Below are 15,089 nucleotides of genomic sequence, written 5' to 3'. Positions count from 1 at the left end.
GACAGTTTGCATGGGTGTTGAATGACACGACGCCATCGCTCCCACAGGTTCGGCGCTAACCCTTGTAGGAGCGAGCCTGCTCGCGAAAAACCCGAGGGCGACACTGGGCATCAGGTTTCACCCGTTATCGTTCACGACCATCGCGAGCAAGCTCGCTCCCACAATGGTGAGTGTTCAGCGCAGTGCTTTCAGCGCGATGATCAACTGCTGCATATGGCCGGCAGTGCTGGTCAATCCCGGTGTCACGCGGATGCACGGCCCGCAAGCCGCGCCACTGCGCACCACGGTGAACAGGTTGTAGTCGTTGAGCAGCCTTTCGACCATCACCTGTTGATCGGCCTGTTGGGTAAAGCGCATCGAGGTGATGCCGCAATACAGCCGTGGATCGTCCGGGGTCAACACCTCGATGCCCGGAAGTTCGCGAACTTCGCGCACCCACAGGTTGCGCAGGTAATTGAGCCGCGCACCCTTGGCCGCGGCTCCTCCCATCGCCCAATGTTCTTCGAGCACCAGCGGCAAGGTCAGCAGCGCCGGGATGTTGGGGGTGCTGTACGAGGTTCGGGCGCGGGTGTCAGTGGGCGGGAAGTGCATCTCGCCCATGTCCGGGTCGATGTCGGCCAGGCGTTCGGGGGCGATGTAGATAAAGCCGAGCGTCAGCGGTGCACCGATCCACTTGTGCAGGTTGTAGCCGGCGAAGGCGATGCCCAGTTCGGTCAGGTCAAATTCGAGTTGGCCGAGGGCATGGGCACCGTCGAGGATGACGTCGATGCCCTGTTCCTTTGCAGCGGCCGCAATCGCCTGCACCGGCATCACCAGGCCCGTGCGATGGGTGACGTGGGTCAGGGCCATCAACTTCAGCCGTGGGTGCCGTGCGAAGGTTTCGCGGTAGGTGTTCAGCAGGCTGTCGAAGGTGGCCGGGTGTGCGTGCTCGATTTCGATCACTTCAACGCCGCGATTACGCGCCAGCCAGTGCATGGCGCCTTTGACCGTGTCGTATTCCAGATCGCAAACCAATACCTGATCGCCGGGCTGCAGCCGGTTGTAGTTGCGGATCAGCGACTGCAAGCCTTCCGACGCGTTGCGGGTCAGGGCGATGCTGTCGGCGGGGGCGCCAATCAACCTGGCCAGTTGCGCGCGGATCTTCAGGCTGTCGCCCTGTTCGAAGCGCTGGCGCACGTACACCGAATTGCTGCGATTGATCAGCTCGATGTTGCGTTGGTACTCCTCGACGACCGTGCGCGACATGCGTCCGAAGTAACCGTTCTCCAGGTTGAGCGGGCCGGGTTCGACATCGTAGCGGTCGGCAAAGGTTTGCCAGAAGGCTTCATCACGGGCGCGGCGAGTGTTGTCAGGCATGAGGGTGCTCGGTAGGTGATTCAGTGACGCGGGGCCGGTTTGCCGTGTTTGGCGCGCAGCGGTTCGAGCAAGTCCGACAAACCGTTGTGATCGATTTCCTGCATCAGGGCCAGCAGGCCGCCCAATTCGCCGTGAGGGAAACCCTCCCGGGCGAACCAGTTCAAGTAAGGACCGGGCAGGTCGGCAATGATTCGCCCCTTGTATTTGCCGAAGGGCATTTCACGGGTGATCAGCAGTTCGAGCTTTTCAGGATTCATCGATCGGTCGTCTTGATTCAGTCAGTCTGGAAAATACAGGCATTCTGCATGCAGGCCAAATGACAGATCATGCAAATAAAACGGATACAGATTTTTTGAGAATGGATAACTATTTGAAAAATAACGAATAGTTAAACGATTCCGAGCTGGCATGCAGGGTGCAGTACTCATTGCATCTTTCATCAACCGAAGGAATTGAAAAATGACTGACATGAATAAAGAAGCGATTTCTGTACTCAATGACCTGATTGAAACCAGCAAGGACGGTCAGGCCGGGTTCAAGACTTGCGCTGAAGACATCAAGCACCCTGAACTCAAAACCCTGTTTATCAATCGTTCGACCGATTGTGCGACGGCCGCTGCGGAGTTGCAGTCTGCGGTGCGTTCGATGGGTGGCGATCCGGAAACCTCCACCAGTGTCAGCGGTGACCTGCACCGTCGCTGGGTCGACGTGAAGTCGATGTTCACCGGCAAGGACGAGGAGGCCGTGCTCAATGAGGCCGAACGCGGTGAAGACCACGCGTTGAAGGCTTATCGGGACGCCATGGAGAAAATCAACAAACACAACCTGGTGGGCATTCGTGACCTGGTTGAGCGCCAGTACCATGGCGTGCAACGCAATCACGATCAGGTCAAGGCCCTGCGTAACCAGGCGCGTGCGCGTTCATAAGCCTGGCTGAAACCACTGTGGGAGCGAGCTTGCTCGCGATGAGGGCCTGACATTCAACATTGATGTTGACTGATCTAGCGCTATCGCGAGCAAGCTCGCTCCCACATTGTTTTTTAACTGGTCAATCAGCCGATGCTGATCGCCGGCAGCTCCGTCAGCGTCACGCTCTGTTGCTTGCGCGGCGCGAGGATTTCCGCTTCGCCATCCACCACCAGTTCATCCCGCTGATTGAACACGCGAGTGGCAATGCGTACGCGAAACTTCGGCAGCTTTTCCAGAATTTCCAGGCGCACGGTCAGGGTGTCGCCGATCTTCACCGGTTTCTGAAAGCTCATGGTCTGGCCGATGTAGATGGTCCCCGGTCCAGGCAATTCGCAGGCGACCGCCGCGCTGATCAACGCACCGCTGAACATGCCGTGGGCGATGCGCTCCTTGAACATGGTGCTGGCGGCGTATTCGGCATCCAGGTGCACCGGGTTGTGATCGCCGGACATCGCGGCGAACAACTGGATGTCACGCTCTTCGACCGTCTTGCTGAAGCTGGCGGTCTGGCCCACTTCGAGGGCTTCGTAAGGGGTATTGGTAACCTGGGTCATCTGTCTCAATTCCTGTGACGAATTAAAAAATTCACAAAAAACTATTCGGACCGGTGCGGTCGAGGGGTGCTCAAGACCTGGGCGATCCAGTTCAGCACATCGGCGACGATTTCATCGCGGTTGCTCTCGTTGAACAGTTCGTGCCGTGCCTGCGGGTAAACGGTCAGTTGCAGGTGCTGGCTGCCGGCCGCCCGCAACGCGTCGGCCAGATCCTTGAGACGTTTGCCTTCGCTCACCGGATCACATTCACCGCCAATCACCAGCAGCGGCAGGCCCGGGTCGATCTGGGCGAGATTGGACGCTTTGCTGATTTGCTGCAAGCCACCGAGCAAATCGATCCACAGTTGATTGGTGCAGCGGAAACCGCAGAGCGGGTCGTTGACGTACAGGTCGACCTGCGCCGGATCACGGCTGAGCCAGTCGAACGGCGTGCGTGCCGGTTTGAATTTGTTGTTGAACGAACCGAACGACAGCCATTCGATCAATGCGCTGCGTCCTTTGCCGCCCAGGCGCAGGCGTTCGAAACGGGCGATTTGCCGTGCCGCGCGATAAAGCGCCACGGGCTGGAAGTTCGAACCGCTGAGGATGGCCCCGTGCAGACTGGCACTGTGGTGCAGCAGATAGGCCTGGGCGATGTAACTGCCCATGCTGTGACCGAGCAGCACGATCGGTATGCCTGGGTGCTGCTGGCCGATGTGCTGGTTGAGGCACGCCAGGTCGCTGACGACCTTGCACCAGCCGTCGTCATCGGCGAAATGTCCCAGGGTCCCGTTTTCGGCAGTTTTGCCATGTCCACGCAGGTCCGGCGCACACACACCGTAGCCCTGATCACAGAGTTTTTCCGCAAGGGCTCCATAACGGCCGCTGTGTTCGGCCATGCCATGGGCCAGCAGAATCATTGCCTTGAGGCTGCCGTCGGGTAGCCACTGGTTGACGAAGAGGCGGCTGTGGTCGCTCGTGGTCAGCCAGAAAGTGTCATGGATCATGGCGGTTCCTTTGCACTGAGTCGTTGCATTGTATAGCGCATCCCGTTGCATGCGTCTGATCAGCCCACAGCAAGGCAGGAAGATTCACACGGTCAATGACGGCGCTGGGCATATTTGCCTGAATCGCCATAGCTGCTAGTGTCCGTGAAGCTCCGCTTTTCGCTTTCTGCCTTTGAGGGATCAGGGAGAAATGACAGAAAGGCGGCCCCGGATAGATTCAGGTAAAGAGGACAAGAACAATGCAACCTGATTTCTGGAATGACAAACGCCCGGCCGGCGTCCCCCTGGATATCGATCTGGGTGCCTACAAGTCGGTGATCGAGGTGTTCGAGCGTTCCTGCAAGAAGTTTGCTGACCGCCCGGCGTTCAGCAACATGGGCGTGACCCTGACCTACGCCGAACTGGAGCGCCAGAGCGCTGCTTTCGCCGGCTACCTGCAAGCCCACACCGACCTGGTGCCGGGTGACCGCATTGCGGTGCAGATGCCCAACGTCCTGCATTACCCCATTGCCGTGTTCGGCGCCTTGCGCGCCGGGTTGATCGTGGTCAACACCAACCCGTTGTACACCGCGCGGGAAATGCGTCACCAGTTCAAGGATTCCGGTGCCCGGGCGCTGGTGTACCTGAACATGTTCGGCCAGAAAGTCCAGGAAGTGCTCCCCGACACCGACATCCAGTACCTGATCGAAGCGAAGATGGGCGACCTGATGCCCACCGCCAAGGGTTGGCTGGTCAACACTGTGGTGAGCAAGGTCAAGAAGATGGTCCCGGACTACTCCTTGCCCCAGGCTGTTTCTTTCAAGAGCGCATTGCGCATGGGCCGTGGCCTGGGCATCAAGCCGCTGAAGGTCGGCCTCGACGACATCGCCGTGCTGCAATACACCGGCGGCACCACAGGCCTGGCCAAGGGCGCGATGCTGACCCACGGCAACCTGGTGGCGAACATGCAGCAGGCACGGGCCTGCCTCAGCCAGTCGGCCAGCGACGGTCAGCCGCTGCTGCGTGAAGGCCAGGAGGTGATGATCGCGCCGCTGCCGCTGTACCACATCTATGCCTTCACAGCGAACTGCATGTGCATGATGGTGACGGGCAACCACAACGTGCTGATCACCAATCCACGGGACATCGCCGGCTTCATCAAGGAACTGAAGAACTGGCGGTTCTCGGCGCTGCTGGGGCTCAACACACTGTTCGTTGCGCTGATGGATCACCCGGACTTCAAGACCCTGGACTTCTCCAGCCTCAAGCTCACCAACTCCGGCGGCACTGCGCTGGTCAAGGCTACGGCCGAACGTTGGGAACAACTGACCGGTTGCCGCATCACCGAAGGTTACGGCCTGACCGAAACCTCGCCAGTGGCCTGTACCAACCCCTATGGCGAGCAGTCCCGGATCGGCACGGTCGGCCTGCCGGTGCCGGGCACCACGCTGAAAGTCATCAACGATGACGGCGTCGAACAACCTTTGGGTGAGCGCGGCGAGTTGTGCATCAAGGGCCCGCAGATCATGAAGGGCTACTGGCAGAAACCTGAAGCCACGGCCGAAGTGCTGGATGCCGAGGGCTGGTTCAAGTCCGGTGACATTGCGGTGATCGACCCGGACGGTTTCGTGCGCATCGTTGACCGCAAGAAGGACATGATCATTGTCTCGGGTTTCAATGTGTACCCGAACGAAATCGAAGACGTGGTGATGGCTCACCCGAACGTCGCCAACTGTGCGGTCATCGGTGTGCCAGACGAACGGTCGGGGGAGGCGGTGAAGCTGTTCGTGGTGGCCCGTGAAGCGGGCGTCAGCCTTGAAGAGCTGAAGGCTTACTGCAAGGAGAACTTCACGGCGTATAAAGTACCGAAGCACATCGTGTTGCGTGAGTCGTTGCCGATGACGCCGGTGGGCAAGATCCTGCGGCGGGAGTTGCGTGATATCGCGTAGCCGGTTGTAGATCGAGGCGGTCCCGAAAGATCGCAGCCTTCGGCAGCGCCTACAGAGGAATGCGATCCTTGTAGGAGCTGCCGAAGGCTGCGATCTTTTGCTTTGAGCCCCCGATTTCCGGGGCTTTCAAGGAGGTTATAGAATTTTTGCTCTAAAATGACTCGCTTCAAGTCTTGAGTCACAAATGTGACCGTAGAGGCCGCTTTTGGCTCTAGTCGACCCTTGGCAAAGCTGCTACTCTCGGCGCGCTTTGTGACTTCTCGGCCTTCTATCAGCCAGATTCACCAATGGCCAAACACCAATAATAATCGCATCAAATGCGGTGCTGAATTCGCGTTGCTGAGGAGTGGGCTTCCATGATCGAAGACTTTTGGAAGGATAAGTACCCAGCTGGAATTGCTGCCGACATCAATCCAGACGAGTATCCGAATATTCAGGCAGTGTTGAAGCAATCCTGCCAACGCTTCGCCAACAAGCCGGCATTCAGCAACCTGGGCAAGACACTCACCTACGGTGAACTGTACGAATTGTCCGGTGCGTTTGCCGCTTATCTGCAACAGCATACCGATTTGCAGCCTGGTGATCGAATCGCCGTGCAACTGCCCAACGTGTTGCAGTACCCGGTTGCCGTCTTCGGCGCCATCCGCGCCGGGCTGATCGTGGTCAACACCAACCCGCTGTACACCGCGCGGGAGATGGAACACCAATTCAACGACTCCGGTGCCAAGGCCCTGGTCTGCCTGGCCAACATGGCGCACCTGGCGGAAACCGTGGTGCCGAAAACCGGCGTCAAGCACGTGATCGTCACCGAAGTCGCCGACCTGCTGCCGCCGCTCAAGCGCCTGCTGGTCAACAGTGTCATCAAGTACGTGAAGAAGATGGTGCCGGCCTATCACTTGCCAAAAGCCGTCAAGTTCAACGACGTGCTGAGCAAAGGCCAGGGCCAGCCAGTGGCGGAAGCCAATCCGGCCAGCAGCGATGTCGCGGTGCTGCAATACACCGGCGGCACCACCGGTGTGGCCAAGGGCGCGATGCTGACCCACCGCAACCTGGTGGCGAACATGCTGCAGTGCAAGGCGCTGATGGGGTCCAACCTCAATGAAGGTTGCGAGATCCTGATCACGCCGCTGCCGCTGTACCACATCTATGCCTTCACTTTTCACTGCATGGCGATGATGCTGATCGGCAACCACAACATCCTGATCAGTAACCCGCGCGACCTGCCGGCGATGGTCAAGGAACTGTCGAAGTGGAAGTTCAGCGGCTTCGTCGGTTTGAACACACTGTTCGTGGCGCTGTGCAACAACGAAGGCTTCCGCAAGCTGGACTTCTCCGCACTGAAAGTCACCTTGTCGGGCGGCATGGCCCTGCAACTGGCCGCGGCCGAACGCTGGAAGGCGGTCACCGGTTGCGCCATCTGCGAAGGCTACGGCATGACCGAAACCAGCCCGGTGGCCACGGTCAACCCGATCCAGAACATCCAGATCGGCACCATCGGCATTCCGGTGCCGTCGACCCTGTGCAAAATCGTCAACGATGCCGGTGTCGAACAACCGATGGGCGAAATCGGCGAACTGTGCGTGAAGGGGCCGCAGGTCATGAAGGGTTACTGGCAGCGCCAGGAAGCCACCGATGAAATCCTCGACAGCGAAGGCTGGTTGAAGACCGGTGACATCGCGCTGATCCAGCCTGATGGCTACATGCGCATTGTCGATCGCAAGAAAGACATGATCCTGGTGTCCGGTTTCAACGTGTACCCGAACGAGCTCGAAGACGTGCTGGCGACCCTGCCGGGCGTGCTGCAATGCGCGGCCATCGGTGTGCCGGACGAGAAGTCGGGCGAAGCGATCAAGATTTTCATCGTCGCCAAGCCAGGCGTGACCCTGACCAAGGAACAGGTGATGGAGCACATGCGCGCCAACGTCACCGGCTACAAGGTTCCGCGCTCCGTGGAGTTCCGCGATGCACTGCCGACCACCAACGTCGGCAAGATCCTGCGTCGTGAATTGCGCGATGAAGAGCTGAAGAAGATCAACGCGAAGAAAGCCACCGCGTAACCAACAAAAAGCCCCGCAGAAGCGGGGCTTTTTGTTGAAGATCAAAAGATCGCAGCCTTCGGCAGCTCCTACAGGTGACCGCGATCCCATGTAGGAGCTGCCGAAGGCTGCGATCTTTTCTTTATTGTTGGCGAAACGGCGCGAAGTTGACGTTGGTGCCCGCCGGGCGCATGTCTTGCAGGAAGGAGTCCTTGTCGGCGCTCAGTTCCAGGCTCAATGCCGCCTTGCGCTTGCCTTCATTGCGCACCACCAGCCCTTCGAGCTTCTCGCGCAGGAACACGGTCGGCACTTTCAGGTGCAGCAGCTCGTCGGTGGCCGGTGTGTGCATCAGCAGGTGGATCCACTCGTATTGACCGATTGCCAGGCGCGTCACCGGGAGGTCGAACCACCAGATGTTGCGATTACGGTTCAATTCGGCGAAGTGGCAGTTGTTGACGCCAAGCACAGCACCGCCGAGTTCCTGGTTTCTGCGGGCAATGGCCTGCTTTTTATCGAGTTTCATAACATTCCTACGGGATTGGATCTTCAGCGCCATGGCCTGAACGTGTTGCGCATTCTCGGGGGTTGGCCCGCAAACATAAAGCGCAACCTGCACTGAACGATGAAATGTCGTGATGAAAATAAATGAAACTCCCTGCAAAAGCCCCCGGTCAACCTTGTGTAACGACTTTTCTTCCCATTGAACTGTTCACAGGAGAATCACCATGGGCAGCACAAGCGATAAAGTCAAAGGCATGGCCAATGAAGCCGCCGGCAACGTCAAGCAGGGTGTCGGCAAGGCCACCGGCAACGACAAGTTGCGTGCCGAGGGCGTGATGCAGGAAAAGAAAGGCGAGGCCCAGCAAGCAGTCGGCAAGGCCAAGGATGCGCTTAAAAAAGGTATCGACGACGCGTGATCCGGCCGTTTAATGAAAACACGACGCGGCCATCTCGGATGGCCGTTTTTGTGTCAGCCTGAACTTGCATCCTGAAATTGTTTCAAAGTCGCCAACTGGGCTACCTTGATGATAGAAAACGGCCCCTGAGTCGCCACGACTCCAACCCAAATCCGTATGCGGCGAATGGAGACGCGAATGATTTTTCCGGACATGAGAGGCCTGCCCCTGCACCGTGTGATGATGCGCACGGTCACCGAGTTCGTCGCCGACGAGATGTCGACCTATGCCTCGGCGCTGGCCTATCAAATGCTGTTTTCGCTGTTTCCGTTCATCCTGTTCCTGATCGCCCTGATCGGCTTCCTGCACCTGCCGGACTTCTTCTCCTGGCTGCGCCTGCAATCGGAGCTGGTGCTGCCGCCCCAGGCGCTGGAGCAGGTCAACCCGGTGATCGACCAGCTTCAGCAGTCCAAAGGTGGTTTGCTCTCGGTGGGTATCGTGATTGCGCTGTATACCGCCTCTGCCGGTGTGCGGCTGATGATGAGCGCGATGAACGCAGCCTACGACGTGGTTGAAGGGCGCCCGCTGTGGAAACGCTTTCCGTTGTCGATCATCTACACCGTCGGCATTGCCGGCATGCTGCTGATCGCCGCTGCGCTGATGGTGCTCGGGCCGCAGGTGATGGGCTGGATCGCTGCGCAAGTCGGCCTCGAGTACTTTATCGTCACGCTCTGGACCCTTTTGCGCTGGCCGGTGATCGTGATTCTGCTGATGGTCGCGGTGGCGTTGATCTACTTCGTCATGCCCGACGTCAAACAGGAATTCCGCTTCATCACACCGGGCTCGGTGCTGGCGGTGGTGGTGTGGATCATTGCCTCCCTGGGCTTCGGTTTGTACGTCAAGGAGTTCGCCAACTACAACGCCATGTATGGCAGTATCGGTGCGATCATCGTGCTGTTGCTGTACTTCTACATTTCCGCCGCGGTGTTGCTGCTGGGCGCGGAGATGAACGCGGTGATCGAACACATGTCGCGAGAGGGCAAGGACCCTGGGGAAAAAGTGGCTGGCGAGCATGGTCCCGTCCATGAGGAAAAACACCACGTCTCGGGCCTGGGCCGCGATCACTCAATCAAACCGACCATTGATGAAACCTGATCATGATTCGTGAAATTCTGAAAATGGGCGACGAGCGCCTGCTGCGCATTGCCCCGCCAGTGCCGGCCGAGATGTTCGACAGCCCCGAGCTGTGGCAACTGATCGATGACATGTTCCAGACCATGGAAAGTGTGGGGGGCGTTGGCCTGGCGGCTCCGCAGATCGGCGTCGACCTGCAACTGGTGATCTTCGGTTTCGAGCACAGCGAGCGTTATCCGGATGCCGAAGCCGTGCCGCAGACGATCCTGATCAACCCCTTGATCACACCGCTGAGCCCGATCCTGGAGGAGGGCTTCGAAGGTTGTTTGTCCGTGCCCGGCCTGCGCGGCGCGGTGCAGCGTTACCAGCAGATTCGCTACGAAGGGCTCGACCCCAAGGGCGAGCCCATCGTGCGCGTTGCTTCGGGGTTCCACGCACGGGTGGTGCAGCATGAATGCGACCACCTGATCGGCCGCCTGTACCCGTCGCGCATCACCGACTTCAGCAAGTTCGGCTTCACCGAAGTGATGTTCCCGGACCTGGACCCCAACGCCGACGACTGAGCACACCACAAACCAATGTGGGAGCGAGCCTGCTCGCGAAGGCGGTCTGACAGTCAGCATTGATGGTGACTGACACACCGCTTTCGCGAGCAGGCTCGCTCCCACAGTTGATCTCCGTCAGGTTTGAGCAGGCTCCAACCCCATCGCAATCATCGGCTTGCTGCGCGCATACCGGCTCAACCGTTCAACCATCGCATAAGGCATCGGCGGGTCGAACGTAAACCCTCGTCGCTCATAAAACCCGCGCAAGTCCGGATGACAGAACAACCACACCGGCAGCTCGCAATCCTTCACCGCTGCCGCAATCAACCCGGCGGCAATCCCTTGTTCCCGGCACTGCGGATCGACAAACAACCCGGTCAGCCAATGCCCACCGGACACCGGACGTAAACACAGCGCGGCAACTATCTGGTCACGCCGGGCCACCCAGAGCTGCGCGTCGCGCACGGCTTTCATCGACGATTGGTGAGCGCGATAGAACTTGTTCATCAATGGCCATAACGGCTCGTCGAGCAGGGTGTAGTGGGTGTCGGGCATGGTCTCGGACTGTCGGTGGGCAAAGCGGCGATTATAAAAGAACACGCGCGCCGGGATAGGTGTATACCTGATCTCACATCCCCCCGAGTGGAGTACGCATCATGTCCAAAGGTATGGATTCAAAGAAAGCAGACAAGAAAAAGCCGGCGAAAACCGCTATCGAAAAGCGCGCCGACAAGAAAGCCAAGAAGGTCAATGTGTTCGGGCATTGAGCCTGCGCTGACCGATCGCTCCCGCGCAATGCGGGAGCGATCACGTTGAAAATAATCTGCAGGAAATCCGGGCGTCGTTGCACAGAAGAGGATTGGTCCCCGATCCGAGCAATGCCATGCCTCATTATTTCGATGCAGCCCACCGAGAAGAAATCGAAACCCTGCGCCAACGCCTCACCGCCCGCACCGAGTGGCCGACCTGGTTGCTGTTGATTGGCGTGTACAGCGCGTGGTTCGCCCTTGTTCTGGCCAGTGATTCATTGGGCCTGTGGTTGAGCACGTTGTTGCTGATTCCCGTGGTGGTGTTGTGGCTGTCGGTGCAGCACGAACTGCTGCACGGTCATCCGACCCGCTGGCCGCTGTTGAACAAAACCCTCGGCTACGCACCGTTTGCCGTCTGGTATCCCTACACCTTGTATCGCGACAGCCATTTGCTGCATCACCGCGATGAAGACCTGACCATCCCCGGTCGCGATCCGGAAAGCCGTTACCTGAATGCCGAGCAGTGGCAGGGCAGTTCGTTGTTCGAACAAGGCCTGCACTGGTTGAACAAAACCGTGCTCGGGCGCTTTCTGCTCGGTGCGCCAATCGCCTTGCTGACGCTGGCCCGGGAAGAACTGCAACGCCTGAAAAGCGGCGAGCGCCAGGCCTGGTTGATGTGGCTCAGCCATGGCGCCTTGACCCTGTTGATGCTGCTGTTCATCGCGCGCTACAGCCTTTTGCCGGTGTGGCATTACCTGTTGCTGGTCAGCGTGCCGGCGCTGTCGATCGCGATGATTCGCTCCTACTATGAACATCGACCTCACGAGGCGCCGGAGCAACGTACCGTGCTCAATGAAGCGGCGTGGCCGTGGCGCTGGCTGTTCCTGAACCTCAATTTTCACTTGGTGCATCACGAGTTGCCGGGGTTGCCCTGGTACGACTTGCCCCGCGCCTATTGGGCCCGCCGCGAGCAATGGCTGGCGCGTAGCGGTGGATTCCTGGTGCAGGGGTATGGGCAGCTATGGCGTGAATACGGCGTAAAGGCTATCGACAGCCCGAGGCATCCGTTTCACTGATTCTTCAATCGCCACTGACCTACTGTGGGAGCGAGCCTGCTCGCGAAAGCGGTGTGACAGATTGCATGGATGTTGACTGACACGACGCCATCGCGAGCAGGCTCGCTCCCACAGGGGATTTTCGTTGCATGGGACTATCTCGATGACCCAACACATCACCGAACTGCTGATGTACACCGCCCCCGACCCCATCCACCAGGCCAACGAACGCTGGCTGGCGCGAATCCTCGAGCACCTGGGTGAAACCCGCGGCGATGCCCAAGGCCTGTCACTGATGGAGATGTGGTTGTCGCCGCATTTGCTGCTCACCCAAACCTGTGGCTATCCGCTGATGACGGCCTTGCGCGGCAAGGTCCGGGTGCTGGGGCGGCCGCGTTACGAGCTGCCGGACAGCAGCGGCGGCAATCACTGCAGTCTGATCCTGGGACGGGTCGATGATCCGCGCCAGACCCTGGCGGATTTTCGCGGCAGTCGAGGCGTGATCAATGGCCATGACTCCAACAGCGGCATGAATTTGCTGCGCCACCGGTTGGCGCCGTTGCAGCGTGACGGACGTTTTTTTGCCGAGGTCGGCATCAGCGGCAGTCATCGTGAAAGCCTGCGCTGGTTACGCGAAGGCCTTGCTGATCTGGCGGCCATCGACAGCGTGACCTTCGCCTGTCTGGCGCGCTACGCCGCAGAGGAAGTGGCCGGCTTGCGTGTGATTGCCCGCAGTGCGCTGAGTCCGGCGTTACCGTTCATTACTGCCGCCACCGTCAGCGATCAGCAGGCTGAAGGGCTATTGCAGGCGATGAATCAGGCGTTGTGCGAGTTGCCTGACGTCGCCGAAATCCTCGGGTTGCCCGAGGTGCTGCCGGCTAGCGAAAGCGACTATCAGGTTGTGCTCGATTATCAGCGTGAGGCCGAGGCGTTGGGGTATGGGGATTTGCGATAGGGCGCGAATGTCGGGTCGACAGGTCCATTTTTCGCGGGCAAGCCACGCTCCCACAGGGTTTCGGTGTGCCTGTGGTTTAATTCCATAAGTGAATATAAAAATAAGTTTTAAGTATTATTAATGAATAAGGCTCCTTGCTAGGATTCGCCTCACCGGACCACCGGACATTCAGCGACCCCTAACCCAGGAGCCCCTATGTCCGGCGCCGATATTCTTCACCGCAAACACGTGGACGGACTGTTCCGCGCTCACTACCACTGGCTCTGCACACGCCTGCGTCAGTCCCTGAACGATGCCGCCGCTGTCGAAGACATTGCCTGCGAAACCTTCCTGCAACTGCTCCAGGCGCCAAGCCTGACGGCCATCCGTGAACCCCGTGCTTTGCTCACCACCATTGCCCGGCGCCTGCTCTTTCAGCGTTGGCGTCGAGGTGACCTGGAGCGCCAGTACCTTCAACAACTGCAACAGGCCGAGCCGATCCACGCCGAATCACCGGAGGAGCTGGCTCAACGGTCCCAGACCCTGACCCGTGTGGAGCGCAGTCTTCAGCGGCTGCCTGGCAAAGTGCGCTCGACCTTCCTGCTGTCGCGGATCGATGGCCTGACCTATCCGCAAATTGCCGCTGCGCTGGGCATCTCCCAGCGTTCGGTCAGCGACTACATGACCCGTTCCCAGGCCCTGTGCGACCGGCACAGCGCCAACCAATCCCTGAACCGCCCACTCAAGAACAAGAGGTCCGCATGAGATCGATCAAAACCCTGCTCGGCAGTTCGCTGCTGGCCCTGAGCCTGTTGTCCCACCCGGCATCGGCCACGGAAAAAGCGGCGCCTATCCATTTCGGCGACATCACGTGGGAAAGCGGCAGCCTCATCACCGAAATCCTGCGCCTGATCGTTGAGAAAGGTTACGGCTACCCGACCGACACGCTGCCGGGCAGCACCGTCAGCCTCGAAGCGGCGCTGGCCAAAAACGATATCCAGGTCATCGGTGAAGAGTGGGCCGGACGCAGCCCGGCCTGGGTCAAGGCCGCCGCCGAGGGCAAGGTCTTCGGCCTCGGCGATACGGTCAAAGGTGCCACCGAGGGTTGGTGGGTGCCGGAGTACGTGATCAAGGGCGATCCCGAGCGCGGCATCAAGCCCTTGGCCCCGGAGCTCAAGTCCGTAGCCGACCTGGCGAAGTACAAGGATGTATTCCGCGACCCTGAAGACCCGAGTCGCGGACGCTTCCTCAACAGCCCCACCGGCTGGACCTCGGAAATCGTCAACAGCCAGAAACTCAAGGCTTATGACCTGACCGCCAGCTACGTCAACTTCCGCACCGGTTCCGGCGCGGCGCTGGACGCAGAAGTGGCATCGTCGATCCGCCGTGGCAAACCGGTGCTGTTCTACTACTGGTCGCCGACACCGTTGTTGGGGCGATTCAAACTGGTGAAGCTCGACGAACCGCCGTTCGACGCCGAAGCCTGGAAAACCCTGGCCGACGCCAACAACCCGAACCCCAAAGGCACGCGCTCGATGCCAGCGAGCCTGGCCATCGGCGTGTCGGCACCGTTCAAGGCGCAATACCCGGACCTGGTGACGTTCTTCGAAAAGGTCGACCTGCCGATTGATTTGTTGAACCAGACCCTGGGCCAGATGAGTGAAAAACGCCAGAAACCCCGCGAAGTCGCCGAAGCGTTTTTGCGTGAGCAACCGCAGGTGTGGAAGGGCTGGGTGCCGGGGGAGGTGGCCAGCAAGGTGAGTGCGAGCTTGTAGTTTTGTAATGTCTGGAAAGTAGCCATCGCGAGCAAGCTCGCTCCCACAGGGGAACTGCAGTGGACGCAGTATTTGGGAACCCCAAAATCCTGTGGGAGCGAGCTTGCTCGCGATTCGATTTGAAGTCTTACGCCAGTTCGGCGGCCAACGCCGCTTTAACCGCCGGCCGCTG

Annotated in this window: 16 protein-coding genes; 10 read left to right on the top strand and 6 right to left on the bottom strand. The window is 59.3% G+C overall.

Annotated elements, in window-relative coordinates; translation table 11 throughout:
• Positions 1–174 precede the first annotated feature (174 nt).
• Both KW838_RS05975 and KW838_RS05970 read right to left on the bottom strand, forming a co-directional pair.
• Positions 175–1,356, bottom strand: coding sequence for an aminotransferase class V-fold PLP-dependent enzyme (locus tag KW838_RS05975; RefSeq protein WP_218500682.1), 1,182 nt, complete (start codon positions 1,354–1,356; stop codon positions 175–177).
• 20 nt (positions 1,357–1,376) lie between these two features.
• Positions 1,377–1,613, bottom strand: coding sequence for a DUF3820 family protein (locus KW838_RS05970; RefSeq protein WP_003227425.1), 237 nt, complete (start codon positions 1,611–1,613; stop codon positions 1,377–1,379).
• A 202-nt stretch (positions 1,614–1,815) separates the two neighbouring features.
• On the opposite strand from KW838_RS05970, the gene KW838_RS05965 reads away from it, so the two are divergent.
• The gene (locus KW838_RS05965) at positions 1,816–2,283 is read left to right on the top strand and encodes a PA2169 family four-helix-bundle protein (RefSeq protein WP_102700517.1); all 468 of its coding nucleotides are present in this window, start codon (positions 1,816–1,818) and stop codon (positions 2,281–2,283) included.
• 125 nt (positions 2,284–2,408) lie between these two features.
• Here KW838_RS05965 and KW838_RS05960 read toward each other — a convergent pair whose 3' ends face one another.
• Positions 2,409–2,879: a MaoC family dehydratase gene (locus KW838_RS05960; protein ID WP_095967928.1), complete on the bottom strand. Its 471-nt coding sequence runs from the start codon at positions 2,877–2,879 to the stop codon at positions 2,409–2,411.
• A 41-nt stretch (positions 2,880–2,920) separates the two neighbouring features.
• A complete protein-coding gene (locus KW838_RS05955; protein ID WP_218500681.1) occupies positions 2,921–3,865 on the bottom strand; it encodes an alpha/beta hydrolase in 945 nt (314 codons plus the stop codon).
• 239 nt (positions 3,866–4,104) lie between these two features.
• Here KW838_RS05955 and fadD2 point away from each other — a divergent pair, with 239 nt between their 5' ends.
• Together fadD2 and fadD1 are read left to right on the top strand one after the other, a co-directional pair.
• The gene (fadD2, locus tag KW838_RS05950) at positions 4,105–5,793 is read left to right on the top strand and encodes a long-chain-fatty-acid--CoA ligase FadD2 (protein WP_218500680.1); all 1,689 of its coding nucleotides are present in this window, start codon (positions 4,105–4,107) and stop codon (positions 5,791–5,793) included.
• Between the two features lie 356 nt (positions 5,794–6,149).
• Complete coding sequence (fadD1, locus tag KW838_RS05945) at positions 6,150–7,850, top strand: long-chain-fatty-acid--CoA ligase FadD1 (protein WP_102700520.1); 1,701 nt, start codon at positions 6,150–6,152, stop codon at positions 7,848–7,850.
• A gap of 121 nt (positions 7,851–7,971) precedes the next feature.
• Here fadD1 and KW838_RS05940 read toward each other — a convergent pair whose 3' ends face one another.
• Positions 7,972–8,352 (bottom strand): hypothetical protein, encoded by a 381-nt coding sequence (locus KW838_RS05940; protein WP_007974458.1) that lies wholly within the window; start codon positions 8,350–8,352, stop codon positions 7,972–7,974.
• Positions 8,353–8,554: 202 nt separating this feature from the next.
• Here KW838_RS05940 and KW838_RS05935 point away from each other — a divergent pair, with 202 nt between their 5' ends.
• The 3 genes from KW838_RS05935 (at position 8,555) to def (ending at position 10,422) form a co-directional block, all read left to right on the top strand.
• The gene (locus tag KW838_RS05935) at positions 8,555–8,746 is read left to right on the top strand and encodes a CsbD family protein (RefSeq protein WP_007974460.1); all 192 of its coding nucleotides are present in this window, start codon (positions 8,555–8,557) and stop codon (positions 8,744–8,746) included.
• Positions 8,747–8,923: 177 nt separating this feature from the next.
• A complete protein-coding gene (locus KW838_RS05930) occupies positions 8,924–9,880 on the top strand; it encodes a YihY/virulence factor BrkB family protein (protein ID WP_218500679.1) in 957 nt (318 codons plus the stop codon).
• Between the two features lie 2 nt (positions 9,881–9,882).
• The gene (gene def, locus KW838_RS05925) at positions 9,883–10,422 is read left to right on the top strand and encodes a peptide deformylase (protein WP_218500678.1); all 540 of its coding nucleotides are present in this window, start codon (positions 9,883–9,885) and stop codon (positions 10,420–10,422) included.
• Positions 10,423–10,539: 117 nt separating this feature from the next.
• On the opposite strand, the gene KW838_RS05920 is transcribed toward def, so the two are convergent.
• Positions 10,540–10,959: a GNAT family N-acetyltransferase gene (locus tag KW838_RS05920; RefSeq protein ID WP_218500677.1), complete on the bottom strand. Its 420-nt coding sequence runs from the start codon at positions 10,957–10,959 to the stop codon at positions 10,540–10,542.
• A 328-nt stretch (positions 10,960–11,287) separates the two neighbouring features.
• Between KW838_RS05920 and KW838_RS05915 the strand changes: the two genes are divergently transcribed.
• From KW838_RS05915 to KW838_RS05900, 4 genes are all read left to right on the top strand, one after another.
• On the top strand, positions 11,288–12,229 hold the full coding sequence (locus tag KW838_RS05915) for a fatty acid desaturase (protein WP_218500676.1): 942 nt from the start codon (positions 11,288–11,290) through the stop codon (positions 12,227–12,229).
• Between the two features lie 142 nt (positions 12,230–12,371).
• The gene (locus KW838_RS05910) at positions 12,372–13,163 is read left to right on the top strand and encodes a phosphate/phosphite/phosphonate ABC transporter substrate-binding protein (RefSeq protein WP_218500675.1); all 792 of its coding nucleotides are present in this window, start codon (positions 12,372–12,374) and stop codon (positions 13,161–13,163) included.
• 195 nt (positions 13,164–13,358) lie between these two features.
• Positions 13,359–13,907, top strand: a complete 549-nt coding sequence (locus KW838_RS05905) for a sigma-70 family RNA polymerase sigma factor (protein ID WP_218500674.1) — start codon at positions 13,359–13,361, stop codon at positions 13,905–13,907.
• Positions 13,904–14,917 carry an ABC transporter substrate-binding protein gene (locus KW838_RS05900; RefSeq protein ID WP_007974473.1) on the top strand — a complete coding sequence of 338 codons (1,014 nt, stop codon included), beginning with the start codon at positions 13,904–13,906 and terminating at the stop codon, positions 14,915–14,917. The genes KW838_RS05905 and KW838_RS05900 overlap by 4 nt, the downstream gene beginning before the upstream one ends.
• Positions 14,918–15,089: the final 172 nt, after the last annotated feature.

This window comes from Pseudomonas sp. PDM27 (genome assembly GCF_019219205.1).
Classification (GTDB): Bacteria; Pseudomonadota; Gammaproteobacteria; order Pseudomonadales; family Pseudomonadaceae; genus Aquipseudomonas; species Aquipseudomonas laurylsulfatiphila.
Note: the sequence above shows the minus strand (reverse complement) of the source record. Positions and strands in the feature narration are given on the sequence as shown.